Genomic DNA, 23,294 nt, shown 5'->3' with positions numbered 1-23,294 from the left:
GCTGCCCGGCAGACATAGAACATGGCGCACATAATGAAAAGACCGGGGGCGGCGCGCCTCAGGCGGCGCATACCCGGCGGCCGGCCGGCGGTTAGAGGTGGCCTCCGGCCGAAGCCGGAGGCCATCTCAGGGTCAGATCACCAGACCCTTGGTCAGTTCCAGCGCCTGGCGCTCGAACAGGCGGCGATAGATGCCGCCTTTCAGCCGGATCAGCTCGTCATGCGAGCCTTCCTCTACGATCCTGCCGCGATCGAAGACCAAGAGCCTGTCGAGCGCCCGCACCGTCGAAAGCCGGTGCGCGATAACCAACGTGGTGCGGCCGACCATCAGCCGCTCCATCGCCTGCTGGATCAGCACTTCCGATTCCGAATCGAGACTCGATGTCGCCTCGTCCAGGATCAGGATGCGTGCATCGGCAAGGAAGGCACGCGCGATCGCCACGCGCTGACGCTCGCCGCCCGACAGTTTCACACCGCGTTCGCCGACCAGAGTGCCGTAGCCCTTCGGCAGGTTGGTGATGAAATCATGCGCGCTCGCCAGCTTTGCGGCATGCTCGATCTCATCCTGCGTCGCGCTCGGCCTGCTATAGGCGATGTTCTCGGCCAGCGACCGGTGGAACAGGATCGGTTCCTGCTGGACGATGGCGATCTGCCCGCGCAGCGACGCTTGCGCCACCTGCGAGATATCCTGGCCGTCGACCAGGATCTTTCCCGCATTCACGTCATAGAGCCGCTGGATCAGCTTGACGAAGGTCGTCTTGCCCGAACCCGAATGGCGGACCAGCCCGACACGTTCACCAGGCGCGATATCGACCGAAAAGTCGCGATAGAGCGCCGATCGGTGACTGCCATAGTGAAAGGTGACGTTATCGAAGCCGATCCGTCCTTCAGTGATCCGGATCGGCTTTGCGCCGCGCCGGTCCTCGATGCCGAGCGGTTCGGACTGGAAATCGACCAGTTCCTCCATGTCGTTGATCGAGCGCTGCAGATTGCGGATGTGCGTGCCGATATCCCTGAGATAGCCCTGCAGCACGAAGAACGAGGTCAGCACGAAGGCGACGTCACCGGCGCTCGCCTGCCCCCACGACCACAGCATCAGCGCCAGGCCGATCACCGCGGCCCGCATGACCAGCAGCAGCGCCCCTTGCGTGGTGCCGTTGATGGTGCCGCGCACCCAGGTGCGCCGCGTGCGCGCACGCCATTTGGCGACGACCCTGGCGAGGCGGCGCTCCTCGCGCTCCTCGGCGCCAAAGCCCTTGACCACGGCGTTGCAGCTGACCGCGTCGGCCAGCGAGCCGCCGAGGCGCGTGTCCCATGTGTTGGCGAGCCTTGCCGCCGGGGCGACATAGCCAAGCGACAGCATCGCGGTCACCATGATGAATAGCACCGAACCGGCGGCAACCACCGCGCCCATCAACGGCCAGAACCAGCCGAGCAGCAGCGTCGAGCCGACCAGCATGACGACGGACGGCAGCAGCGCGATGAGGATCGTGTCGTTGAGCAGGTCGAGCGCCCACATGCCGCGCGTCACCTTGCGCACGGTCGAGCCGGCAAAGCTGTTGGCATGCCAGTCGGTGGAAAAGCGCTGGACGCGATGGAAGGCGTCGGCGGCGATATCCGCCATCATCTTCAGCGTCAATTCGACGATGCCCATGAAGGCAAGGTTGCGCAAAACAACGCCGGTCAATGCCAGGGCCATCAGCATCGAAAACGCCGTCATCGCGGCATTCCAGGCAATGGCGTCCGCACCGGCGCTGCTGGCGACGGCGTCGACCAGCCGGCCGGAATAGAGCGGCGTCAGGACGTCGGCCAGTGTCGACAGCAGGAAGCCGCCCATGATGAGCGAAAGCCGCCACGGCTGGCGCCACCAATGGGTGAGCGTGAAGCCAAGGACGTTGCGAAAGGCGCTCGCGCGCAAATCGATTCGAAAACGAGCCATGATGTCATTCGGGCGCGAACGAGCCCGATCCCAGTAAGGTCGAAAATTGAAGAAGCCGCGCAAGGGGCCAACGAGTGCCCAGGCGGAGCGGCATATTTGGCGTCTCGCCCGTAGTCGGGCGGCGACCGGCATCGGCATAAGCCTGCGCTCGATCCGGCGTCGGTGCGAGGGCAAAACCCTCGCGGAACGCCAGATGAGACCTAGGCTTCGCGGCCTCGCATTACCATTTGAAATACTGCCATTCGGACCTCCCGCAAATGAATCGCGGAGAGGTCCTTATAGAGACGCCCAGATGCATCGCCAAGATCAGCGCACGCCAAAAGTGTATCTGGTCCAACCAGTGCGATCATTTTGCAACAATGGCAGCAAGTCATCGCCGCGTGCCGCTTCATCTGGTCGATAAGGGCTTGGACGAGCCAGCTACCGATGCCGCCGCGGGTTCTCAGTGTCTAGCCGCGATCCCTGAACCGGTTGGTGATGGGGTAGCGGCGGTCGCGGCCGAAGTTCTTTCTAGTGATCTTCACGCCCGGAGCCGCCTGCCTGCGCTTGTATTCGGCGATGTAGAGCAAGTGCTCGATACGCGTCACCGTCGCCCGGTCATGGCCGCGCGCAACGATGTCGTCGACGCCCATCTCGTTCTCGACCAGGCATTCGAGGATGTCGTCCAGCACCGGATAGGGCGGCAGCGAGTCCTGGTCGGTCTGGTTCTCGCGCAACTCCGCCGACGGCGCCTTGTCGATGATGTTCTTCGGGATCACCTCGCCCGAAGGCCCGAGCGCGCCCGGCGGCACATGGCTGTTGCGCCAGCGCGACAGTGCGTAGACCTGCATCTTGTAGAGGTCCTTGATCGGATTGAAGCCGCCGTTCATGTCACCGTAGAGCGTGGCGTAGCCGACCGACATCTCGCTCTTGTTGCCGGTGGTGACCACCATCGAGCCAAACTTGTTGGAGATCGCCATCAGGATGGTGCCGCGCGCGCGGCTCTGCAAATTCTCCTCGGTGATGCCTTCCTTGGTGCCTTCGAACATCTGCGTCAGCGTATGCAGAAAGCCCTCGACCGGCTCGAAGATCGGCACGATGTCATAGCGGCAGCCGAGCGCACGGGCGCAGTCCTCGGCGTCCTTCAGCGAGTCCTTCGAGGTATAGCGGTAGGGCATCATAATCGCGCGCAGGCGTTCCTCGCCGAGCGCATCGACGGCAAGGGCGGCGCAGATCGCCGAATCGATGCCGCCCGAGAGACCAAGCACGACGTTCTTGAAACCGTTCTTGTTGACGTAGTCGCGCAGGCCCAGCATGCAGGCGCGATAGTCGGCCTCTTCCCTGTCCGGAATTTTCGACATCGGCCCTTCCGAACAGGCCCAACCTTCGCCCTGTCTTTTCCAGGTGGTGACGTCGACTGCTTCCTCGAACTGGCTCATCTGGAAGGCCAGTGTCTTGTCAGAACCTATGGCAAACGAGGCGCCGTCGAAGATCAGCTCGTCCTGGCCGCCAAGCTGGTTGGCATAGATCATTGGCAGCCCGCATTGGATGACCTGGCGGATGACGACCTGGTGGCGGACATCGATCTTGGCGCGATAGTAGGGCGAACCGTTCGGCACCAGCAGGATTTCCGCCCCGCTTTCAGCCAGCGTCTCGCAGATGTCGATATCGCCCCAGATGTCTTCGCAGATCGGAATCCCGATCCGCACGCCGCGGAAATTGACCGGCCCCTGAATCTCGGGCCCGGCCTGGAAGACGCGCTTCTCGTCGAATTCGCCGTAGTTCGGCAGATCGAGCTTGTAGCGCTCGGCGATGATCTTGCCGCCATCGGCGAAGATGATCGAATTGTGCGTGCCGCTCTTGCGCTTTAGCGGCGTGCCGATGATGACGCCCGGGCCGCCGTCGGCGGTATCGGCGGCAAAGTCCTGTGCCGCCTTTTCGCAGGCCTTCAGGAAAGCCGGCTTCAGCACCAGATCTTCCGGCGGATAGCCGGCGAGGAAAAGCTCGGTATAGAGCACGAGATCGGCGCCTTGGCGGGCGGCATCCGCTCTCGCCTCGCGGGCCTTGGCGAGGTTGCCGGCGACGTCGCCGACGGTCGGGTTGAGCTGGGCGATCGCGATGCGCAGGATGTCGAGGTTCTTGGTCATGCCTGCTGACTTAGCGCGGCAAATTTCGTCGGGCAATGGCGTTCGTTTGGACCACTTCGGACCGATTGTGGCCGGACTGCCGGCGATCAGTCGTCGCCCATATATTCGCGCAACGCTTGCGGAGAATGGTTGTGGCCGATCGACATCGCCAGGATGCGCGAGATATGGCGGCGCGGCAGGCCCGTCTGCGCCACCCACTGGTTGATCTGGGCCTGGATCTTGTCGAGGTCCCTCTTCGAAGTCGGGCTTTCGGCGATGTCGAGCCCCGAGTCGCGCAATGCCGCCGCCATATCGCTCGATATGACGAAGGCATCCCAACCCAGCCAGCGCAGAAAATACTGGCCGGTGTTGCCGCCGAGCCGGCTGCCATGCTTGCCGAGCCAGGCCATCAGCCCGACCTGATCGTCGGCCGGCCAGTTGGCGAGGAATTCGCCGAAGCCGCCATGCTCCTTCGACACGCGTTCGACGAAGGCCGCGTTGTCGCGAACGGATTTGATCTTCTGCGGGTTGCGCACAATGCGCTGATCGGAAGCCAGATCGTGCCAGAAATCATCGGGCTGGAACAACAGCCGCTTTGGCTCGAAGCGCAGAAACGCCTCTTCGAAGCCAGGCCATTTCTGTTCGACAACGCGCCAGACGAAACCGGCGGCAAAGACCCGCTCGGCCATAACAGACAGAATGCGATCGTCCGCGATGTCTGCCACGGCGGCATTGTCGGGCGCCGGACCCAGCAGTGACGAAAGCTCCGCTTCGCCACCCTTGCGTTTTGCGGCACGTGCGCGGATTTTTGCGAAATCGGGCATTCTGCTTGCATCCTCACGTCGTGCTTTTGACGAACCGGCATCTTCCTATATGGAAACCAGGCTGCCAAGCCGCTGCTTTGTATGGAGACATCCATGAACAAGACCGTGCCGGAACTCGCCAATCGCTGGCTGAGGCGAAACCCGGAGAGCCTGAGCGAACTTGAGAGGCGGGTGCTGCAGAGTACCGTCGACCGCAAGCCCATAGCGCAGGACATCAACGACCATCTTGCCGGCCTTCAGGGCGCGGGCGACCGTATCGCCGACGCCATTGCGCGCGTCGGCGGCTCGTGGACGTTCATCCTGTCCTTCATCGCCTTCCTGATCCTCTGGATCGGTGCCAATTGGTGGCTGCTGGGGCGAGAGTCGTTCGATCCCTACCCCTTCATCTTCCTCAACCTCGTCCTCTCGATGATCGCCGCCTTGCAGGCGCCGGTGATCATGATGTCGCAGAACCGCCAAGCGGCGCGCGACCGCATCGACGCCGCCCACGACTACGAGGTCAACCTCAAGGCCGAGATCGAGATCATGGCGCTACACGAAAAGCTGGACGAGCTGCGCCACAGCCAGATCATCGGCATACGCGACGAGATCGCCCAGATAGCAGAACAGCTGAAACGGATCGACGAACGGCTTGCCCCCCAGACCCAGCCCTCATGACGCAGGCCATCCATCATTTCATCGAACAATATGGGCTGCTTGCTGTCTTTATCGGCTGCGTCGCCGAAGGTGAAAGTGCCGCCATCCTCGGTGGCTTTTTCGCGCACCAGCAGGTCTTCGTCCCGTGGCACGCCTTTGTCGCGGCTGGCCTCGGCGCCTTCGCCGGCGACACCTTCTTCTTCATCCTCGGACGAAGCTTTGCCGACCATCGCTATGTCGTCAGATTGCGCAAGCGACCCGGCTTTCGCCGCGCCTTTCGCCTGCTCAACTCTCATCCTGACATTTTCGTCCTGTCGAACCGCTACGTCTACGGCATGCGCCTCGTCGGCGGCATCGCGGCCGGGCTTTCCAATATCCCCGCGCCGCGCTTCGTCATGCTCAACGCCATTTCGTCGGCGATCTGGGCGGTGCTGTTCGGCACGGTCGGTTATGTCTTTGGACTGGGAGCCGAGCACTTCATCGGCCAGGCATTGATGCGCCACGAGCGGCTGCTGATCGGGCTTGGCATCGGCCTGACAGTGGCGATCCTTGCCTGGCTCGTCGCCCGTCACGTCGCCAGCAGGGAGCGTGCCAAGGAGAGCTGAGCTGGATGTGCTTGAGATTCAGGTCAGGCCGGTATCATCTGAATATCGAGCACCTTCTCTAGATCGGTAGGCCCGTGATCCGCTCGATGATGGCGATGCCCCAGACGCCGGCGACGATGAGCACCGAAATCAGCACCGCCAGCGAACCGCAGTCCTTGGCCAGTTGGATGTCGACATTGAACTCGCGGCTGAAGGCGTCGCATGCCGCCTCGATGCCGGTGTTCAGCACTTCGACCATGATCAGCAGCAGCACCGCGCCGATCAACAAGGCATAGCCGCGCCATGAGATCGAAACGAACCAGCCGAGCGGCAAGGCAAGCGCCAGCAGCATCAGCTCCTGCTGGAAAGCCTTCTCGCTGACGGCGAGTTTGCGAAACGCCCGCACCGAATTGAAATAAGCGCCGATCAGCCGCTGCATGCCAAACCCTTTCCGAATCACCGGCACGGGATAATGCAATTGCTGGCCAGATCAACGAAATAAGGCGATTTTTCCAAGAATCATTCGGCGACCGGTATGGACGGCGTCGATTTTTCAAACTGCGGCAGCCCGTCGTCGATCGAATAATAGTCGCCCTTGTCGCCGACGAAAATATGGCATTCGCCCTCAAGGCCTGTCGGCTTGTCGAACGACCCCGCCATGACTGAGATGTAGTCCTGGTGTCGCGGCTCCCAGAACAGCACCGACCCGCACGCCTTGCAAAAACCACGCCTGGCGAAGGCGGATGCCTCGTACCAGGTGATGCTTTCCGTGCCTTCGATGACGATGTCGGCGTTGGCAACATTGGTCGCGGCGTAGAAATGCCCACTCTGCTTGCGGCACTGCGAGCAATGACAATAGACGACGCCACGCAGCGCTCCGTGCGTTCTGAAGCGGACCGCTCCGCACAGACAGGACCCTTGATGGCCATCACTCATGTCGACCCCTTGTTGAAAAAAATTCTGCCTGGCACGAGCATCGCCATCAGGATTCCAGCTTTGCGGCGGCCACGCGCAAGCAAATGCGACATGTACTGGCGCGGCGAATTCGAAATTCGGTTTCATTCTTAATGCGCGCATTTCGGATTCGACGCCACCAAACTGGCGTTATCACGGATTGTTGGTGCGAAGATTCAAGCTTCTACAGCAGCAAAATAGAGAAAACCGTGTCCGCTTCTTACAAATTAAGGAAACTTTAGCGCCAGCGCATTTATGGTCACGGCAAGCGAAGGTCGTGGGTGGGGACGCATCCCTTCGCAGGTTGTTCTGGAGTGTCGGTCGCATTCCCCAGATCGGCGACAAAGGGGACCCGCGAATTCCGCGGCGGGATTCGAGGGGAAGAAACAAAAATGCAGCCGGCACCTGTCCCGACCGAACGAAGCACCGACATCGCAGCCAGTGTCATCGCCACAATGCGCCAACTGGGCGTGCTCGGCCTGCCGCGCAACTACGAGATCTTCTACGAGGCCCTGAGCGGCACCAATCGCGAACTCAGCCTCGCCGTCGTTTCGCTGAGCAACCGGCCGACACAGGATGAACTGGACCAGATCGGGCGCACTTTCTTTGCCCAGAACCATGGCCCGGGCATCGTCGAGCATGCCAGGGACGTCATTGCCAGGGAGCTTGAGGAGGTCGCCTCGCTGTTGCGGAGCGAGCGCAGCCACATCGAGAAATACGGCAGGATCCTCGATGAGACATCGAGTGGCCTCAGCGGCCGCAGCCTTCTCTCCCAGGACCTTTTGCAGAAGATCGCCAACGCCATGGCGGTTGCCACCAATTCGACGATCGATCACGGCCGGCAGGTGGCCTCGACGCTCAGCGACAAGACGGCCGAACTCGAGAGCGTCAAGTCGAAGCTCGAGGAGTACAAGCGGCTGGCCGATACCGATCCCTTGACCCATATCTGGAATCGCCGCGCCTTCGACAAAGAAATCACCAGGATCTACAACAGCAACAGGGGCATCCTGTTCAATGCCTTGATCCTTGCCGACATCGATCGCTTCAAGGACATCAACGATCGCTACGGCCACCCGGTTGGCGACAAGATCATCCAGATCATCGCCGACATTTTCCAGACCGGCATTCGCGGCGACATGTTCGTCGCCCGCACCGGCGGCGAGGAATTCGCGCTGATTGTCGAGGGCGCCAGCGAGGATGCCACCTACGAGATCGCCGAGCGCATTCGCGCCCTGATCGAGCAGACGCCGTTCACCAGCAGTCAGACCGGCACCAATTACGGCACCGTCACCGTCTCGATGGGTATCTGCATGGCGTCCGAGGCCGAGGGGCCGGAGGATCTCTACACCAAGGCCGACCGGGCGCTCTATCGCTCGAAGGTCAGCGGCCGTAACCGCGTCACCAAGCACTCGACGATGGCCGGTCGGGCCGGCAAAAGCTGGCTGCTTTACAAGAAGGACTGAGCTTCCCCGTCGATCGTCGCTGCGGATTGTTTTGCGCCACCCCTTTCCATATGAATTTCTGCGGGCTATATTTTCCACAGAAATCGGAAGGCGCCGCGATGCAACCTCAAACCGCTGCCAAGGCAGCCGAGAATGCAGTCCTTACCAAGGCAACGCTGCGCGCGGCCGACCTGCTGGACATCACCGCCAGGATGCTTGCCTCGGTAATAGGCGTTTCGGAGGCCACGGTTTCGCGCATGCGCAGGGACGAATTCCTGCTCGAACGCGGCACCAAGCCATTCGAGCTCGCCGTGCTGTTCGTCAGGCTGTTCCGCTCGCTCGACGCCATTGTCGGCGGCGACGTGGCTGTCGCCCGGGCATGGCTGAAGAACGCCAACACGGCGTTCGACGCCGCTCCGCTTGAAAAAATCCTCACCATCACCGGACTTGTCGATGTCATCGCCTATCTGGACTCCCGTCGCGCTCTCGTCTGAGGCCGTCGGCATCGACGGCAAATACTGGCGCATGGTCGAGGCGCAGCACCATGTCTCGACGCTGAAAATCGTCGACACGCTCGACGAGCAGGCGATACTGGAAGACCTGATCGAGGAAACCAAGCCGCGGATCCCGCTCGAATGCCGCCATCTCCACTATCTCCTGGCGACGCCCTTCCGCTACGGCTCGGTCTATCCGCACGGTTCGCGCTTCCGCCGCGCCGGCAGGACCAAGGGCGTCTACTACGCGGCCGGGACCGTGATGACGGCGGTTGCCGAAATGGCCTTCTACCGGCTGCTGTTCTTTGCCGAGTCGCCCAAAACACCCTGGCCGAGCGACGCCGCCGAATACACGGCCTTTGCCGCCGCGATCAAATGCGCCAGGGCGATCGATCTCACCCGGAAGCCGCTTGATCGCGACGCGGCTGCCTGGACACATCCGACCGATTACGCGGCTTGCCAGGCCCTTGCCGATGCCGCCCGCGAGGCCGGGCTGGAGGCGATCCGCTACCGCTCGGCGCGTGACCCCAAAGGTGCCAACATAGCGCTGCTGACCTGCCGCGGCTTTGCCAAGGCCAAGCCGATGGAGCCACGGACCTGGCGGATCCGCCTGGGCGCGTTCGGTGTGCAGGCGATCTGCGAATTTCCTGAAAAACGGATCGAATTTTCCAGAACCGCCTTTGCCGATCCCCGTCTCGCTGGCCTGCGCTGGGAACGCGGCCGCTGAACCAAAAACGAAAAAGGCGCCGAATTTCTCCGGCGCCTTTTTATGAATTCATTCGGACCGCGGCGAAAATCAGCCGTTCACGGCCTGCTTGTGCTGCACCGGGTGGCTCTTCTTCAAGAGATCCGAGACCAGGAAGGCCAGTTCGATCGCCTGGTCGGCGTTGAGGCGCGGATCGCAATGGGTGTGGTAGCGGTCCTGCAACTCTTCGGCAGTGATGGCGCGCGCGCCACCGGTGCATTCGGTGACGTTCTTGCCGGTCATCTCGACATGGATGCCGCCCGGATGCGTGCCTTCGGCGCGATGCACCTCGAAGAAGGTCTGCACCTCCTTCAGGATGCGGTCGAACGGCCGCGTCTTGTAGCCGGCCGCCTCTATCGTGTTGCCGTGCATCGGGTCCGAAGACCACACCACGCTGCGGCCTTCCTTCTTCACCGCGCGGACCAGCTTCGGCAGATGGTCGGCGACCTTGTCGGAACCGAAGCGCGCGATCAGCGTCAGCCGGCCGGGCTCGTTGTCGGGGTTGAGCAGATCGATCAGTTCCAGCAACCCGTCCGGCGTCAGCGACGGGCCGCATTTCAGGCCGAGCGGGTTCTTGATGCCGCGGCAATATTCGACATGCGCATGGTCGGGCTGGCGTGTGCGGTCGCCGATCCAGATCATATGGCCTGAGGTGGCGTACCAGTCGCCGGAGGTCGAATCGACGCGGGTCAGCGCCTCCTCGTAGCCGAGCAGCAACGCCTCGTGGCTGGTGTAGAAATCGGTTTCGCGCAGTGCGTAGTTGGTTTCCGAGGTGATACCGACGGCCTTCATGAAGTCCATCGTCTCGGTGATGCGGTTGGCGAGCGATTCATACTTCTCGCCTTGCGGACTGTCGGACACGAAGCCGAGCATCCAGCGATGCACATTCTCCAGGCTGGCATAGCCGCCCTGCGCGAAGGCGCGCAGAAGGTTGAGCGTCGCCGCCGACTGGCGGTACGCCATCTCCTGGCGGGCAGGATCGGGAATGCGCGACTTGGCGTCGAATTCGATGCCGTTGATGATGTCGCCGCGATAGCTAGGCAGCGTCACCCCGCCCTTGGTCTCGTTGTCTGACGAGCGCGGCTTGGCGAACTGGCCAGCAACGCGGCCGACCTTGACCACCGGCTGCGCGCCGGCGAAGGTGAGCACCACCGACATCTGCAGGAACACGCGGAAGAAGTCACGGATGTTGTCCGCGCCATGTTCGGCGAAGCTCTCGGCGCAATCGCCACCCTGGAGAAGGAATGCGTCACCGGCAGCGACAGCCGCAAGCTGCTTCTTCAGCTTGCGTGCCTCACCTGCAAAAACCAGCGGCGGAAAGGTCGCGAGTTGGGCTTCCGTGGTCTTCAGCGCGGCAAGGTCCGGATAGGCAGGAACCTGCTTGATCGGCATCGCTCTCCAAGAATTCGGCGACCATTTCGTCATCGCTGCACCCAACGCTCTTTCCGAGCAACTCCAGGAAAAGCGTGAAACGGTTTTCCGTCCGGAATTGCGTCAAACAACAAAAGCAAGCGCCATCGCCCGCCAACCCGCCCCATATGGGGATCGCGGCTCCATACACGAAGCCGATTTCCTATTCTAGACCGGATTTGGCCGCGTGGCGAATGGCGGCCTGGCGAGGCGGTGTCCTACCCCTGCCCTACGCCGCCGCCTTCTCCACCAGCCGCGCCAGTTGCGTCATGACGACCGCGGAGCCCGCCAGCCGCTTCTCGGCCGTTGGCCAGTCGCGCACGAACACGACGCTGTGGTCCGGCCGGATCTTGGCCAAAGAACCCTGCTCGCCGATGAACCGGACCAGCCCAACCGGGTTGGAGAATTCACGCTTGCGGAAATGGATGACGACGCCCTTCGGTCCTGCGTCGAGCTTCTCGACATTGGCCTTGCGGCAGAGCGCCTTGATGAAGACGATCTTGAGGAGATGCTTGACCTCCTCGGGCAGCGGGCCGAAGCGGTCGATCAGCTCGCCGCCGAAAGCATCGATCTCCTCGGTGTTTTCGAGATCGCCGAGACGGCGATAGAGCGCCAGCCTGAGCTGCAGGTCCGGAACATAGCTTTCCGGGATCATCACCGCCGTGCCGACGGCGATCTGCGGCGACCAGCCGCCATCCTGAACCTCGCCGGAATCCTTCACCTCGGCGACGGCTTCTTCCAGCATCTGCTGGTAGAGTTCGAAGCCGACCTCCTTGATGTGGCCGGACTGCTCTTCGCCCAGAAGATTGCCCGCGCCTCTGATGTCGAGGTCGTGGCTGGCCAGTTGGAAGCCGGCGCCCAGCGTGTCGAGCGATTGCAGCACTTTTAGCCGGCGCTCGGCGGTGTCGGTCAGCTTGCGGTTGGCCGGCAGCGTGAACAGCGCATAGGCGCGCACCTTCGAACGCCCGACGCGGCCGCGCAATTGGTAGAGCTGCGACAGGCCGAACATGTCGGCGCGATGGATGATCAGCGTGTTGGCGGTCGGGATGTCGAGGCCGGATTCGACGATGGTGGTCGACAGCAGCACGTCGTACTGGCCGTCGTAGAAGGCATTCATGATGTCGTCGAGTTCGCCCGGCGGCATCTGGCCATGGGCCACCGCAACTTTCAATTCAGGCACGGATTCTCTCAGGAAATCATGGATTTCCGCCAGATCACTGATGCGCGGAACGACATAGAAGGAATGCCCGCCGCGATAACGTTCGCGAAGCAGCGTCTCGCGGATCACCAGCGGATCGAAGGGCGAGATGAAGGTGCGCACCGCCAGGCGGTCGACCGGCGGCGTAGCGATCAGCGACAGCTCGCGCACACCGGTCAGCGCCAGTTGCAGCGTACGCGGGATCGGCGTCGCCGACAGCGTCAGCACGTGCACATCGGTCTTCAGGTCCTTCAGCCGTTCCTTGTGCTTGACGCCAAAATGCTGCTCCTCGTCGATGATCAGCAGCCCAAGATTCTTGAACGAGATCGCGGACCCAAGCAGCGCATGGGTGCCGATGACGATGTCGACCTGGCCCTCGGCAATGCCCTTCTTCGTTTCCGCCAGCTCCTTGGCACCGACCAGACGCGAGGCCTGGGCAACGCGGATCGGCAGGCCTGAGAAACGCTGCGAAAACGTCTTGAAATGCTGGCGCGACAACAGTGTCGTCGGCACCACCACCGCCACCTGAAATCCTTCCATCGCCGCGATGAAGGCGGCCCGCAACGCGACCTCGGTCTTGCCGAAGCCGACATCGCCGCAGATCAGCCGGTCCATCGGCTTGCCGGCGCCAAGGTCGTCGCGCACGGAGTCGATCGCCGTCTGCTGGTCGTCGGTCTCCTCATAGGGAAAGCGGGCGGCGAACTCGCCATAGAGGCCTTCGGCCGGCACCAGCGCCGGTGCGACGCGCATCTGCCGTTCGGCGGCGATACGGATCAATTGCCCGGCCATGTCGAGCAGGCGTTTCTTCAGCCGCGCCTTGCGCGACTGCCAGGCGCCGCCGCCAAGCTTGTCCAGCGTCGCCTCGGCTGTGTCGGAACCGTAGCGCGACAAGAGCTCAATGTTTTCGACCGGCAGGAACAGCCGGTCATCGCCGGCATAATGGATTTCCAGGCAATCATGCGGCGCGCCGACCGCTTCGATGGTACGCAGGCCGATGAAGCGGCCAATGCCGTGGTCGGCGTGGACGACGATGTCGCCGGCCGACAGCGCCGAGGCCTCGGCGATGAAATCCGAGGGGCGCTTCTTGCGCTTCGAGCGCCGGATCAGCCGGTCGCCGAGAATATCCTGTTCGGCGACGACGACCAGTCTTTCGGTCTCGAAGCCGGATTCGAGCGGTAGCACGGCAAGAGCCGCCTGCCCCGCCTCGAGCTTTTCGGCTTCCGCCAGCGTCGCGACCTGCTTGAGATTGCCGAGGTGGTGTTCGCCAAGGATCTGGCCAAGCCGGTCGAGTGATCCTTCGGTCCAGCCGGCGATGACGACGCGGCGGCGCGCCGCGCGCTCGTCGGCGATGTGTTTGACGACGACATCGAACACATTGACGTTCGGGTCGGCGCGTTCCTCGACGAAGCTGCGGCCGTGCCGCGAACCGGCGTGAAAGACCTTTTTCGCGCCGGCATCGGGCGCATCGAACGGCGTAAAATCGATCGCTTCGCGCGGCCCGAGCGAGGCGATCAGGTTTTCCGGCGAGAGATAGAGCAGGTCCGGCGGCACCGGCTTGTAGGGCACGGCGTCCTTCAGCGCACCGCCGGCTTGCTTCTTACGCGCTTCGTAGTGATCGAGGATCAGCGTGTGGCGTTCGGCCAGTGCCTCATGCGCCAGATGATCGAAGACGACAGGCGTATCAGTGAGATAGTCGAACACCGTCTCCAACCGCTCGTAGAAGAACGGCAGCCAGTGCTCCATGCCGGCGAAGCGTCGTCCTTCACTGACCGCCGCATAGAGCCCGTCGTCGCGCTGCGGTGCGCCAAAAGCTTCGATATAGGAGCGGCGAAAGCGGCTGATAGTTTCCGGCGTCAGCGCCACTTCGCTCATCGCTTGCAGCGCCATCGACTTGCGTTGGCCGGTGGTGCGCTGGGTGGCGGCATCGAAGACACGAATCGATTCCAGCGTGTCACCGAAGAAGTCGAGCCTGAGCGCCTCGGTCCAGCCGGGCGCGAACAGGTCGAGAATGCCGCCGCGCACCGCGAATTCGCCGATGCCGCGCACCGTCGGCACGCGCTCGAAGCCGGATGTTTCCAGCCGCGACACCAGTGCGTTCATGTCGATCTGGTTACCGGGCCTGGCGTGAAAAGTCTGTGCCTCGACCAGTTCAGCCGGCGGAATCCGCTGCAGCAGTGCATTGGCGGTGGTGAGGATGACGGCGCGGTGCGGCTTTTTCGCCAGCGCGATCATGGCGGTCAGCGCATCGAGGCGCTTGGCGGCGGCGTCCGAACCAGGCGAGACGCGGTCGTAGGGCAGACAATCCCAGGCCGGTAGTTCGAGAATCGGCAGACCTGGCGCCGCGAAGGACAGCGCCTCGATGATCGCCGGCAGGCGCTGGCCGTCGCGCGCCACGAACAGCACCGGCTTGTCGGGCGCGATCTCGAGTGCCGCCTGCACCAGCGCGAAAGCTTCGTAGCCGTCGGCGACGCCGTCGACGATAAGCTGGCCGGCGCGGCCTTTCGGCAGACCGATGGTGGGAATGAGGCTCATGAAATCACGTCGTTTTGAATGTGGTTGTTCAAAATGTCAGGGAGTGGCGGAATGCCAGGATCTTTTGCAGGACGGCACAATCGATGTCCGCCGGGACCGGGCGTTCGCCGGTGACCATGGGCAGGAATTCGGTGTCGGGAATGTCGAGGAGCTTCTCATATTGGTCGATTTCCTCGCCGGTCAAGGCGCCGATCTCGGCGTCGGCGAAAGTGCCAAGGATCAGGTCCATCTCGCGCATACCGCGATGCCAGGAGCGAAACAGAAGCTTGCGGCGGTGGGCGTCCAGCCCCTCGCTTGATCTCGTCGTTCCGGTCATTGTGCCGCATCCTCACTTGCTGCGGCGCATATAGCGTGGATAGAAGGTGCTGTCAGCCTTGCGCTGTAGCCGTCGCGACATAAGCTGACATCATCATGCGCCCCACCATCCTCGATCCGCTGTTTGTCCCGATCACCTCGCTTGCCGGCGTCGGGCCGAAGGTCGGCGCCCTGATCGAAAAGGTTGTCGCGGCCGATCTGGGTGATCGCGTCGCCCGCGCGGGCGACCTTCTGTTCGTGCTGCCGCACACCGTCATCGACCGCCGCAGCCGTCCGGGTATTGCAGGGTCCGCCGAAGGCCAGATCGTCACGCTCGACGTGCGCATCGACCGCCACCAGCCGCCGCCGCGCGGCAACAGGTCGGTGCCCTACCGGGTCTATGCCCATGACGACACCGGCGAGATCGCGCTGACCTTCTTCCATGCGCATGCTTCCTATCTCGAAAAGGCGATGCCCGAAGGCGAGCATGTCGTGGTCTCGGGCCGCATGGAATGGTTCAATGGCCGCCCAAGCATGGTCCACCCCGACCATATCGCGTTGGCCAGCGAAGCGGAGAACCTGCCGCTGGTCGAACCGGTCTATCCGCTCACCGCCGGGCTCTCGGGCAAGGTGCTGCGCCGGGCAATCGGCCAGGCGCTGGCGCGCGTGCCTGAATTTCCCGAATGGCAGGATGGCGCCTTCATGCGCCGGCACACCTTTGCGGCCTTTGGTGACGCGCTTGCCCGTATCCACAATCCGGCGGACCCGATCGACGTCTCTGTCGACGGCGCTGCATGGCGGCGCTTGGCCTATGACGAGTTGCTGGCGGGCCAGGTTTCGCTGGCGCTGGTGCGGGCAAAAGTCCGCCGCCTGTCCGGCCGTCCCCTGGTCGGCGACGGCAGCATCGTCGAGAAACTGCGCGCCGCACTGCCCTACTCGCTGACATCAAGCCAGGAGTTCGCGCTGGCCGAAATCAATGCCGACCTCGCCGATCCCGAACGCATGCTGCGGCTTTTGCAGGGCGATGTCGGCTCCGGCAAGACGGTCGTGGCGCTGCTGGCCATGGCGCGTGCCGTCGAGGCCGGCGGCCAGGCCGCCTTGATGGCACCGACGGAAATCCTGGCGCGTCAGCACCTGGCGACCATCGCGCCGCTTGCCGCCAAGGTCGGGCTCCGCATCGCTATCCTCACAGGCCGTGAAAAGGGCCGAGAGCGCACCGACACACTGTCAGGCCTGGCCAGCGGCGCGATCGACATCATCGTCGGCACCCACGCGCTGTTCCAGGAGACGGTCACCTTCCAAGACCTGGTCTTCGCCGTCATCGACGAGCAGCACCGCTTCGGTGTCCACCAGCGCCTTGCCATCACCGCCAAGGGCGATGCGCCAGACATGCTGGTGATGACGGCCACACCGATCCCGCGCACGTTGGTGCTGACCGCCTTCGGCGACATGGACGTGTCGAAGCTGACGGAGAAGCCGGCCGGCCGCCAGCCGATTCGCACCGTCACACTGCCCCTGGAGCGGCTCGATGAACTGGTCGGGCGCATGGTCGACGCCGTTGCCGGCGGCCAGAAGATCTACTGGATCTGTCCGCTGGTCGAGGAATCCGAAGAGATCAAGCTGATGTCGGCCGAGGACCGTTTTGCCTCGCTGAAGCCGCTGTTCGGCGACCGCATCGGCCTCGTCCATGGCCGCATGAAGGGCGCCGACAAGGACGAGGCGATGCGCGCCTTCAAGCAGGGCGAAACACGCATCCTGATCGCCACCACGGTCATCGAGGTCGGCGTCGATGTACCGGACGCCACCGTCATGGTCATCGAACATGCCGAACGCTTTGGCCTGGCCCAGTTGCACCAGCTGCGCGGGCGTGTTGGGCGCAGCGACAAGCCCTCCTCCTGCGTGCTGCTTTACAAGGACCCGCTCGGCGAGACCGCGAAACGCCGGCTGTCGGTAATGCGCGAGACCGAAGACGGGTTTCTGATTGCCGAGGAAGACCTGAAGCTGCGCGGCGAAGGCGAATTGCTGGGCACCCGCCAGTCTGGCACGCCGGGTTTCCAGGTGGCGCGCATCGAGGCGCATGCCGACCTTCTGGAGGCCGCGCGCGACGACGCCAGGCTGATCCTGTCGCGCGATCCGGAGCTCCAGTCCGACCGAGGCGAGGCGTTGCGCCTGCTGCTTTACTTGTTCGGGCGCGACGAAGCCGTGCGACTCTTGCGCGCCGGCTGAGCCAAGGCGGCAACCGATGGATTGGCAAGCATCCCCTCGATCGGCTCGCCATTCACGACGACCATTGGCTTGACCTCGGGGGCCACCAGCCCGGCCGAGACGATCAGCTTGGCGCCGTCCTCGATCGTCATATCGAGCAGCACGATGTCCGACTTCGGTACATACATCAGAAAGCCGGTCGTCGGGTTCGGCGTACAGGGCATGAACACCGCAATCAGCGGATCGCCTTCCTGATCGAGCTTCTGGTTGATCTCGGTCTCCTTCTCGCTGGCGACGAAAACCAGCGACCAAACACCCTTGCGCGGATATTCGACCAGCCCGACCTGGCGGAACATGTCGCCCTTGTTGGACAGCACGGTCTCGAAAATCTGCTTCAGCGAACCATAGATGCCGCGCACCAGCGGCATGCGGCCAAGCAGCCGTTCGCCGAAATTGACGATGGCTCGGCCGACGATGTTGGCCGTCAGGAAACCGATCAGCGTGATCAGGATCAGCGCCACGATCAGCCCGAACCCCGGAACCGGAAACGGCAGGTAGGAGTCCGGACTGTAGCGCACCGGAATATAGGGCTTCACCCAGGAATCGACCCAGCCGATGAACGACCAGGCGATATAGGCGGTGATCGCCAGTGGCGCACAGACGACGAAGCCTGTGAGGAAATAGTTCCTCAGCCGGGTCATGCCGGAGGTCTTGGGAGCGTCGGACATGGTTCACCGGGAACGCGGGTTGCAGCGCAACATAGTGAACCAGAGGGCGTATTGGAACTGCGAAGTTTTTAAAGCGCCGATTATGCCGCCGCGTCCAGCGGTTCGATTTTCTCGAGTTCCGGCGCCAGTTTCTTGGCTTCGGTTTCAAGCTCATAGGCCTGTTGAAAATTCATCCAGAATTCGGGTGTGGTGTTGAAAAATCTGGCGAGGCGGAGGGCCGTATCGGGGGTCAAGCCGATCTCCTCCTTGGCAATGCGCTCGATACGGGTGCGCGGAAGATTGAGATTTTTTGCCAGCGCGCCGGCACTCATGCCGAGCGGGACGAGATATTCTTCGCGCAGGAATTCTCCAGGATGAACTGGACGTGCGAACTTGAGCATAATTCAGGGTCCTCAAGGGTTCAGGGCAAATGCCTGCTCAATGGTAATCGACGATCTCCACGTCTTCAGCGCCAGCGGCGGTCCATTTGAAGCAGATGCGCCATTGGTCGTTGATGCGAATTGAATGCTGTCCGGCGCGGCTTCCTTTCAGGGCTTCGAGGTGATTTCCGGGCGGCGATCGAAGGTCATTCAGTTGGGCAGCGTTGGCAATTGCGCGGAGGCGACGTTCGCCGCGGGCAACCAAATCTGGCGGAAAGCCTTTTGGCGCCTTCCCTTCGGCAACCGCTTCGACCGCCTTGCCTTTGAACGAAACGATCCCTCTGGTCTGTATCATACATTGATACAGACCGGCACGCAAGCAAATGTATCATCGGCCGATACAAATTTGCCACCGGTTGATCGGTGGCAAATGGTGAGTTGCCGATAGCTATTCCACCGTCACCGATTTCGCCAGATTGCGCGGCTGGTCGACGTCGGTGCCCATGAACACGGCGGTGAAATAGGCCAGCATCTGGATCGGCAATGCGTAGATGATCGGCGAGATGATTTCCGGCACGTCGGGCAGCACGATCGTCTCCATCGTCTTGACGCTCGTCAGTGCCGCACCCTTGCTGTCGGTGATCAGGATGATCTTGCCGCCGCGTGCCGCCACTTCCTGCATGTTCGACACGGTTTTTTCGAAAATGCGGTCATGTGGCGCGATGACGATGACCGGCATGTTCTCGTCGATCAGCGCGATCGGGCCATGCTTCAGTTCGCCCGCGGCATAGCCCTCGGCATGGATGTAGGAGATTTCCTTGAGTTTTAGCGCGCCTTCCATGGCCAGCGGGAAATTGGTGTCGCGGCCGAGATAGAGCACGTTCTTGTAGTGCGCGAGCTCGCGCGCGATCTTTTCGATCTGATGATCGAGCTTTAGCACCTGGTTGGCAAAGCGCGGAGCCTCCGAAAGCTCGCGCACGAAGATCTTTTCCTGCTCCTTCGAAATCGTGCCGCGCGCCACGCCGGCACGCACGGCCAGCGACGCCAGCACGGACAGCTGGCAGGTAAACGCCTTGGTCGAGGCGACGCCGATCTCCGGCCCGGCCAGCGTCGGCAGCACGACGTCGGATTCGCGCGCCATGGTCGATTCCCGCACATTGACGACCGCGCCGATCTTCATCCCAACCTTGCGGCAGTAGCGCAGCGAGGCCAACGTGTCGGCGGTCTCGCCCGACTGTGAGATGAAGAAAGCCGCGTCGCTTTTCGACAGCGGCATTTCGCGGTAGCGGAATTCGGAGGCGACATCGATGTCGACCGGCAGCCGCGCATAGCGCTCGAACCAATATTTGCCGATCAGGCCGGCGAGATACGCCGTACCGCAAGCCGAAATCGCCAGCCGGTCGATATTAGCGAAATCGAAAGGCAGGTCGAGCGGCTTGGAAACGCCACCAACAAAATCCAGATAATTCGCCAGCGTGTGCGAGATCACCTCGGGTTGTTCATGGATTTCCTTCTCCATGAAATGGCGCCGATTGCCCTTGTCGACCATGAAGCTGGTCGAGAGCGACTGCTGGCGCTTACGGTCGACCTTTGTGCCGTCAATGTCGAAGATGGTGACGCCGTCGCGGCGCACCACCGCCCAGTCGCCATCTTCGAGATAGGTGATCGAATTGGTGAACGGGGCGAGCGCTATGGCGTCTGACCCCAGGAACATCTCGCCATCGCCATGGCCAACAGCCAGCGGCGGGCCGTTGCGGGCGCCGACGATCAGGTCTTCATCGCCCTTGAACATGATGGCCAATGCGAAAGCGCCTTCCAGCCGCTTCAGCGCCTGGTGCGCGGCATCAACCGGCTTCAGCCCCTTGGCGAGTTCGCTCGCCACCAGATGCGCCACGACCTCGGTGTCGGTCTGCGACGAGAAAGAATAGCCGTCGCGGATCAGCTCGGCGCGCAATTCGGCGAAATTCTCGATGATGCCGTTGTGGACGATGGCGACGCCATCGGAAAAATGCGGATGCGCATTGGTCTCGTTGGGCACGCCATGCGTCGCCCAGCGCGTGTGGCCGATGCCGATCGTACCGTCGAGCGGCTCGTTTTTCAGCAGGCGTTCGAGGTTGACCAGCTTGCCTTCGGCGCGGCGGCGGGCAAGCGCACCGTGGTCGATGGTGGCAACGCCGGCCGAGTCATACCCGCGATATTCGAGCCGCTTCAGCGCATCGACGATGAGCGGCGCAACCTGCGAGTGGCCGACGATTCCAACGATGCCGCACATCCAGAAAGCCCCCGATTCCCATGGAAAACCAGCGCTATTTAGGGATGGCCGGCCTGCCGCGAAAGTCACATTGCATTTCGTCCCGTGTAACGGAACGCTTATTCCTGTCGATGCACCATGACAGGCCGCTCTTGCAATCCGGTTACTGCACTCGTTCGGCTTTTTGCGGGCCGAGTTACTTTTTCTTCGCCGCAGCGGCCGAAGCAAAGCGTTCGCGCAATTCCCTGCCCTTGCCGGGGATCGTCTTCTGGCGAGCGCGGCCGAAGGCCAGCGCATCTTCGGGTACGTCTTCGGTGATGACGCTGCCTGAAGCAATGTAGCCGCCGTTGCCGATGGTGACAGGCGCCACCAGTGAGGAATTCGAACCGACAAAGGCGCCCTCGCCGATGTCGGTGAAGAATTTCGAATAGCCGTCATAATTGCAGGTGATGGTGCCGGCACCGATATTGGCGCCCGCGCCGACCCGTGCATCGCCGATATAGGTCAAATGGTTGACCTTGGCGCCCTCCTCGATAACAGCCTGCTTGACCTCGCAGAAATTACCGACCTTGGCCTTTTGCCTGAGATCGGCGCCCGGCCGCAGCCGCGCATACGGCCCGACATCGCAATTCGCTGCAATAGTGGCGCCTTCGATGTGGCTGAAGGCATGGATCTTGGCGCCGCCGGCGATTTTCACGTCTGGGCCAAACCAGACATTGGGTTCGACGATCGTGTCGGCGCCGATTTCGGTGTCGTGCGAGAAATACACGGTCTCCGGCGCGATCAGCGTCACGCCCGACAGCATTGCCTCATGGCGGCGGCGCGCCTGCCAGATGCCCTCGGCTTGCGCCAGTTCGGCGCGGTTGTTGATGCCGAGCGCGCTCTCGAAGCTGGCTTCGGTGGCAACGACGTCGAGTCTCCGCGCGCCGGCGATCTCGACGATGTCGGTGAGGTAGTACTCGCCCTTGGCATTCTTGTTGCCGACCGCGTCGAGCAGCTTCAGCGCATGCGCGCCGGCCACCGCCATCATGCCGGCATTGCAGAACGTGATTTTCTTCTCCTCCTCGGAGCAATCCTTCTCCTCGCGGATTGCGACCAGCTTGCCGTCTTTTTCGATCAGCCTGCCATAGCCGGTCGGATTGGGCGGACGGAAACCGATCACGACGACGGCAGCACCCTCCGCCAGTTTCAGCCGCGCCACGGTCAGAGCATCAGCGTCGATCAGCGGCGTGTCGCCAAACATCACAAGGATATCGTCATAACCCTTTGATATTGCATCGCGCGCGGCCAATACCGCATGAGCGGTGCCAAGGCGGTTTTCCTGCACGAAGGTCTCCGCCGCCGGAGCGAATTTTGCCGCGGCCTTGCGCATGTCTTCCGCGCCATGGCCAATCACCAGCGCCTGACTGCCGGCGCCAGCGGCCTCGGCCGCCTTCACCACATGGGCCACCATCGGCAGCCCGGCAATCAGATGCAGCACCTTCGGCAACGCACTCTTCATGCGCGTGCCTTCGCCGGCGGCGAGGATGACGGACAGGCAGGATCTCTGGCTCATGAAAGGACAAACCGAATGAAAGGGTTGGGAATCAAGACACGATAGCAGTGGCGCCATGCTGCACCAATGCGGTTAAATTCCGGTGAGATGGTGGTGCAGCTGACTCTTAATCAGTGGGTCCAGAGTGCAGATCTAGTGTCGGGTGCCTACCCCAACCGCCCCAGCACCGGGAAATTCTCCAGCAGCCAGTAGGACACGGTCTGCACGCCACCGGTGAGGAAAAACACGCCGGCGACGACCAGCAGCGCGCCGATCGCCTTTTCGACGCGGCCGAGATGGACGCGGAATTTGCCGAGGAAGCGCATGAAGGCGCCCGAAAACAGCGCCGCGATCAGGAACGGGATGCCGAGGCCAAGCGAATAGGCGGCAAGCAGCAGCGCGCCCTCGCCCACCGTCTCGCGGCCGCCGGCCAGCGTTAGGATCGGCCCCAGCACGGGGCCGATGCACGGTGTCCAGCCGAACGCGAAAGCCAGCCCCATGACATAGGCGGCGACCGCGCTTGCCGGCTTGCCCTGCGACTGGAAGCGCGCCTCGCGCGACAACAGCGGGATGCGCAGGATGCCGAGGAAGTTCAGGCCCATCAGGATGATCAGCACACCGGCACCCATCGCCAGTTGCTCCTGCCAGACCCGCAACAGCCGGCCGATGGTCGACGCACCGGCTCCGAGCGCAACGAACACTGTGGAAAAGCCTAGCACGAAGGCGATCGAGGAATAGAGCAGCGCACCGCGGGCGCCTTCGCGCGCCGCCGCACCCGCATTGCCGCGGAAATCGTCGACCGAGACGCCGGCCATATAGCAGAGATAGGGCGGCACCAGCGGCAGCACGCAAGGCGACAGGAACGAGATCGCTCCCGCCCCGACCGCGCTGACATAGCCAATGTCCAATGCCATTTCCAAGAACTCCAGTGCAGCGGCTGATATAGCGGCGCGCAGCCTTGTCCACCAATCACCATTGTGTTGGCAAGATCATCCCTTGCCGAACGCACTTGCCGGGGAAGAAACGACAACGCGCAGGCGTTGATGCGGTGAGGCCGCGAT

Annotated in this window: 21 protein-coding genes; 7 read left to right on the top strand and 14 right to left on the bottom strand. The window is 62.6% G+C overall.

What is annotated here, in order from left to right; translation table 11 throughout:
- Window positions 1-132 precede the first annotated feature (132 nt).
- From NKH03_RS18835 to NKH03_RS18825, 3 genes are all read right to left on the bottom strand, one after another.
- A complete protein-coding gene (locus tag NKH03_RS18835) occupies window positions 133-1,938 on the bottom strand; it encodes an ABC transporter ATP-binding protein (RefSeq protein ID WP_352969753.1) in 1,806 nt (601 codons plus the stop codon).
- A 449-nt stretch (window positions 1,939-2,387) separates the two neighbouring features.
- Window positions 2,388-4,064 carry an NAD+ synthase gene (locus NKH03_RS18830; protein WP_352969751.1) on the bottom strand — a complete coding sequence of 559 codons (1,677 nt, stop codon included), beginning with the start codon at window positions 4,062-4,064 and terminating at the stop codon, window positions 2,388-2,390.
- Window positions 4,065-4,150: 86 nt separating this feature from the next.
- On the bottom strand, window positions 4,151-4,867 hold the full coding sequence (locus NKH03_RS18825; RefSeq protein ID WP_352969750.1) for a DNA-3-methyladenine glycosylase I: 717 nt from the start codon (window positions 4,865-4,867) through the stop codon (window positions 4,151-4,153).
- Between the two features lie 93 nt (window positions 4,868-4,960).
- Here NKH03_RS18825 and NKH03_RS18820 point away from each other — a divergent pair, with 93 nt between their 5' ends.
- Window positions 4,961-5,524, top strand: coding sequence for a DUF1003 domain-containing protein (locus NKH03_RS18820; protein ID WP_352969749.1), 564 nt, complete (start codon window positions 4,961-4,963; stop codon window positions 5,522-5,524).
- The gene (locus NKH03_RS18815) at window positions 5,521-6,108 is read left to right on the top strand and encodes a DedA family protein (protein WP_352969748.1); all 588 of its coding nucleotides are present in this window, start codon (window positions 5,521-5,523) and stop codon (window positions 6,106-6,108) included. The genes NKH03_RS18820 and NKH03_RS18815 overlap by 4 nt, the downstream gene beginning before the upstream one ends.
- Window positions 6,109-6,166: 58 nt before the next feature.
- Here NKH03_RS18815 and NKH03_RS18810 read toward each other — a convergent pair whose 3' ends face one another.
- Both NKH03_RS18810 and NKH03_RS18805 read right to left on the bottom strand, forming a co-directional pair.
- Entirely contained in the window at window positions 6,167-6,526 is a 360-nt protein-coding gene (locus NKH03_RS18810) for a diacylglycerol kinase (RefSeq protein WP_352969747.1), read from the bottom strand.
- Between the two features lie 80 nt (window positions 6,527-6,606).
- Entirely contained in the window at window positions 6,607-7,023 is a 417-nt protein-coding gene (locus NKH03_RS18805) for a GFA family protein (RefSeq protein WP_352969746.1), read from the bottom strand.
- Window positions 7,024-7,433: 410 nt separating this feature from the next.
- On the opposite strand from NKH03_RS18805, the gene NKH03_RS18800 reads away from it, so the two are divergent.
- The 3 genes from NKH03_RS18800 (at window position 7,434) to NKH03_RS18790 (ending at window position 9,704) form a co-directional block, all read left to right on the top strand.
- Window positions 7,434-8,504, top strand: coding sequence for a diguanylate cyclase (locus NKH03_RS18800; RefSeq protein WP_352877823.1), 1,071 nt, complete (start codon window positions 7,434-7,436; stop codon window positions 8,502-8,504).
- Between the two features lie 98 nt (window positions 8,505-8,602).
- Window positions 8,603-8,977, top strand: coding sequence for an MbcA/ParS/Xre antitoxin family protein (locus NKH03_RS18795; RefSeq protein WP_352969745.1), 375 nt, complete (start codon window positions 8,603-8,605; stop codon window positions 8,975-8,977).
- Entirely contained in the window at window positions 8,937-9,704 is a 768-nt protein-coding gene (locus tag NKH03_RS18790) for an RES family NAD+ phosphorylase (RefSeq protein ID WP_352870860.1), read from the top strand. Before NKH03_RS18795 ends, NKH03_RS18790 begins: the two co-directional genes overlap by 41 nt.
- Before the next feature lie 69 nt (window positions 9,705-9,773).
- Here NKH03_RS18790 and NKH03_RS18785 read toward each other — a convergent pair whose 3' ends face one another.
- Window positions 9,774-11,147 carry a class II 3-deoxy-7-phosphoheptulonate synthase gene (locus NKH03_RS18785; RefSeq protein ID WP_352877841.1) on the bottom strand — a complete coding sequence of 458 codons (1,374 nt, stop codon included), beginning with the start codon at window positions 11,145-11,147 and terminating at the stop codon, window positions 9,774-9,776.
- Between NKH03_RS18785 and NKH03_RS18780 the strand changes: the two genes are divergently transcribed.
- Window positions 11,104-11,304 (top strand): hypothetical protein, encoded by a 201-nt coding sequence (locus NKH03_RS18780; RefSeq protein WP_352870913.1) that lies wholly within the window; start codon window positions 11,104-11,106, stop codon window positions 11,302-11,304. The genes NKH03_RS18785 and NKH03_RS18780 overlap by 44 nt on opposite strands.
- A gap of 57 nt (window positions 11,305-11,361) precedes the next feature.
- Here NKH03_RS18780 and mfd read toward each other — a convergent pair whose 3' ends face one another.
- Together mfd and NKH03_RS18770 are read right to left on the bottom strand one after the other, a co-directional pair.
- The gene (gene mfd, locus NKH03_RS18775; RefSeq protein WP_352969744.1) at window positions 11,362-14,862 is read right to left on the bottom strand and encodes a transcription-repair coupling factor; all 3,501 of its coding nucleotides are present in this window, start codon (window positions 14,860-14,862) and stop codon (window positions 11,362-11,364) included.
- A gap of 28 nt (window positions 14,863-14,890) precedes the next feature.
- A complete protein-coding gene (locus NKH03_RS18770) occupies window positions 14,891-15,178 on the bottom strand; it encodes a succinate dehydrogenase assembly factor 2 (RefSeq protein ID WP_352870856.1) in 288 nt (95 codons plus the stop codon).
- A 95-nt stretch (window positions 15,179-15,273) separates the two neighbouring features.
- Between NKH03_RS18770 and recG the strand changes: the two genes are divergently transcribed.
- The gene (gene recG, locus NKH03_RS18765) at window positions 15,274-17,382 is read left to right on the top strand and encodes an ATP-dependent DNA helicase RecG (protein WP_352969743.1); all 2,109 of its coding nucleotides are present in this window, start codon (window positions 15,274-15,276) and stop codon (window positions 17,380-17,382) included.
- Here recG and NKH03_RS18760 read toward each other — a convergent pair.
- From NKH03_RS18760 to NKH03_RS18735, 6 genes are all read right to left on the bottom strand, one after another.
- Window positions 17,334-18,089 carry a DUF502 domain-containing protein gene (locus NKH03_RS18760; protein ID WP_352969742.1) on the bottom strand — a complete coding sequence of 252 codons (756 nt, stop codon included), beginning with the start codon at window positions 18,087-18,089 and terminating at the stop codon, window positions 17,334-17,336. The genes recG and NKH03_RS18760 overlap by 49 nt on opposite strands.
- An 80-nt stretch (window positions 18,090-18,169) precedes the next feature.
- A complete protein-coding gene (locus tag NKH03_RS18755) occupies window positions 18,170-18,469 on the bottom strand; it encodes a HigA family addiction module antitoxin (RefSeq protein ID WP_352870851.1) in 300 nt (99 codons plus the stop codon).
- 37 nt (window positions 18,470-18,506) lie between these two features.
- A complete protein-coding gene (locus NKH03_RS18750) occupies window positions 18,507-18,803 on the bottom strand; it encodes a type II toxin-antitoxin system RelE/ParE family toxin (RefSeq protein ID WP_352969781.1) in 297 nt (98 codons plus the stop codon).
- 93 nt (window positions 18,804-18,896) lie between these two features.
- Entirely contained in the window at window positions 18,897-20,720 is a 1,824-nt protein-coding gene (glmS, locus tag NKH03_RS18745; protein ID WP_352969741.1) for a glutamine--fructose-6-phosphate transaminase (isomerizing), read from the bottom strand.
- A gap of 175 nt (window positions 20,721-20,895) precedes the next feature.
- The gene (gene glmU / locus NKH03_RS18740; RefSeq protein ID WP_352969740.1) at window positions 20,896-22,254 is read right to left on the bottom strand and encodes a bifunctional UDP-N-acetylglucosamine diphosphorylase/glucosamine-1-phosphate N-acetyltransferase GlmU; all 1,359 of its coding nucleotides are present in this window, start codon (window positions 22,252-22,254) and stop codon (window positions 20,896-20,898) included.
- Window positions 22,255-22,400: 146 nt separating this feature from the next.
- Window positions 22,401-23,147 (bottom strand): cytochrome c biogenesis CcdA family protein, encoded by a 747-nt coding sequence (locus NKH03_RS18735; RefSeq protein ID WP_352969739.1) that lies wholly within the window; start codon window positions 23,145-23,147, stop codon window positions 22,401-22,403.
- Window positions 23,148-23,294: the final 147 nt, after the last annotated feature.

The sequence above is a fragment of the Mesorhizobium sp. M1406 genome (assembly GCF_040317555.1).
Lineage (GTDB): Bacteria > Pseudomonadota > Alphaproteobacteria > Rhizobiales > Rhizobiaceae > Mesorhizobium.
The sequence above is the reverse complement of the archived record's forward strand: the minus strand, read 5'-3'. Positions and strand labels throughout refer to the sequence as shown.

Bases quoted from the DNA above. Each gene is read 5' to 3' on its own strand.
- NKH03_RS18830 (WP_352969751.1), bottom strand. From the start codon at position 4,064: ATGACCAAGAACCTCGACATCCTGCGCATCGCGATCGCCCAGCTCAAC.
- recG (WP_352969743.1), top strand. From the start codon at position 15,274: ATGCGCCCCACCATCCTCGATCCGCTGTTTGTCCCGATCACCTCGCTT.
- NKH03_RS18760 (WP_352969742.1), bottom strand. From the start codon at position 18,089: ATGTCCGACGCTCCCAAGACCTCCGGCATGACCCGGCTGAGGAACTAT.
- NKH03_RS18795 (WP_352969745.1), top strand. From the start codon at position 8,603: ATGCAACCTCAAACCGCTGCCAAGGCAGCCGAGAATGCAGTCCTTACC.
- NKH03_RS18755 (WP_352870851.1), bottom strand. From the start codon at position 18,469: ATGCTCAAGTTCGCACGTCCAGTTCATCCTGGAGAATTCCTGCGCGAA.
- NKH03_RS18785 (WP_352877841.1), bottom strand. From the start codon at position 11,147: ATGACGAAATGGTCGCCGAATTCTTGGAGAGCGATGCCGATCAAGCAG.
- glmU (WP_352969740.1), bottom strand. From the start codon at position 22,254: ATGAGCCAGAGATCCTGCCTGTCCGTCATCCTCGCCGCCGGCGAAGGC.
- NKH03_RS18800 (WP_352877823.1), top strand. From the start codon at position 7,434: ATGCAGCCGGCACCTGTCCCGACCGAACGAAGCACCGACATCGCAGCC.
- NKH03_RS18810 (WP_352969747.1), bottom strand. From the start codon at position 6,526: ATGCAGCGGCTGATCGGCGCTTATTTCAATTCGGTGCGGGCGTTTCGC.
- mfd (WP_352969744.1), bottom strand. From the start codon at position 14,862: ATGAGCCTCATTCCCACCATCGGTCTGCCGAAAGGCCGCGCCGGCCAG.
- NKH03_RS18750 (WP_352969781.1), bottom strand. From the start codon at position 18,803: ATGATACAGACCAGAGGGATCGTTTCGTTCAAAGGCAAGGCGGTCGAA.
- NKH03_RS18805 (WP_352969746.1), bottom strand. From the start codon at position 7,023: ATGAGTGATGGCCATCAAGGGTCCTGTCTGTGCGGAGCGGTCCGCTTC.
- NKH03_RS18825 (WP_352969750.1), bottom strand. From the start codon at position 4,867: ATGCCCGATTTCGCAAAAATCCGCGCACGTGCCGCAAAACGCAAGGGT.
- NKH03_RS18815 (WP_352969748.1), top strand. From the start codon at position 5,521: ATGACGCAGGCCATCCATCATTTCATCGAACAATATGGGCTGCTTGCT.
- NKH03_RS18835 (WP_352969753.1), bottom strand. From the start codon at position 1,938: ATGGCTCGTTTTCGAATCGATTTGCGCGCGAGCGCCTTTCGCAACGTC.
- glmS (WP_352969741.1), bottom strand. From the start codon at position 20,720: ATGTGCGGCATCGTTGGAATCGTCGGCCACTCGCAGGTTGCGCCGCTC.
- NKH03_RS18735 (WP_352969739.1), bottom strand. From the start codon at position 23,147: ATGGCATTGGACATTGGCTATGTCAGCGCGGTCGGGGCGGGAGCGATC.
- NKH03_RS18770 (WP_352870856.1), bottom strand. From the start codon at position 15,178: ATGACCGGAACGACGAGATCAAGCGAGGGGCTGGACGCCCACCGCCGC.
- NKH03_RS18790 (WP_352870860.1), top strand. From the start codon at position 8,937: ATGTCATCGCCTATCTGGACTCCCGTCGCGCTCTCGTCTGAGGCCGTC.
- NKH03_RS18820 (WP_352969749.1), top strand. From the start codon at position 4,961: ATGAACAAGACCGTGCCGGAACTCGCCAATCGCTGGCTGAGGCGAAAC.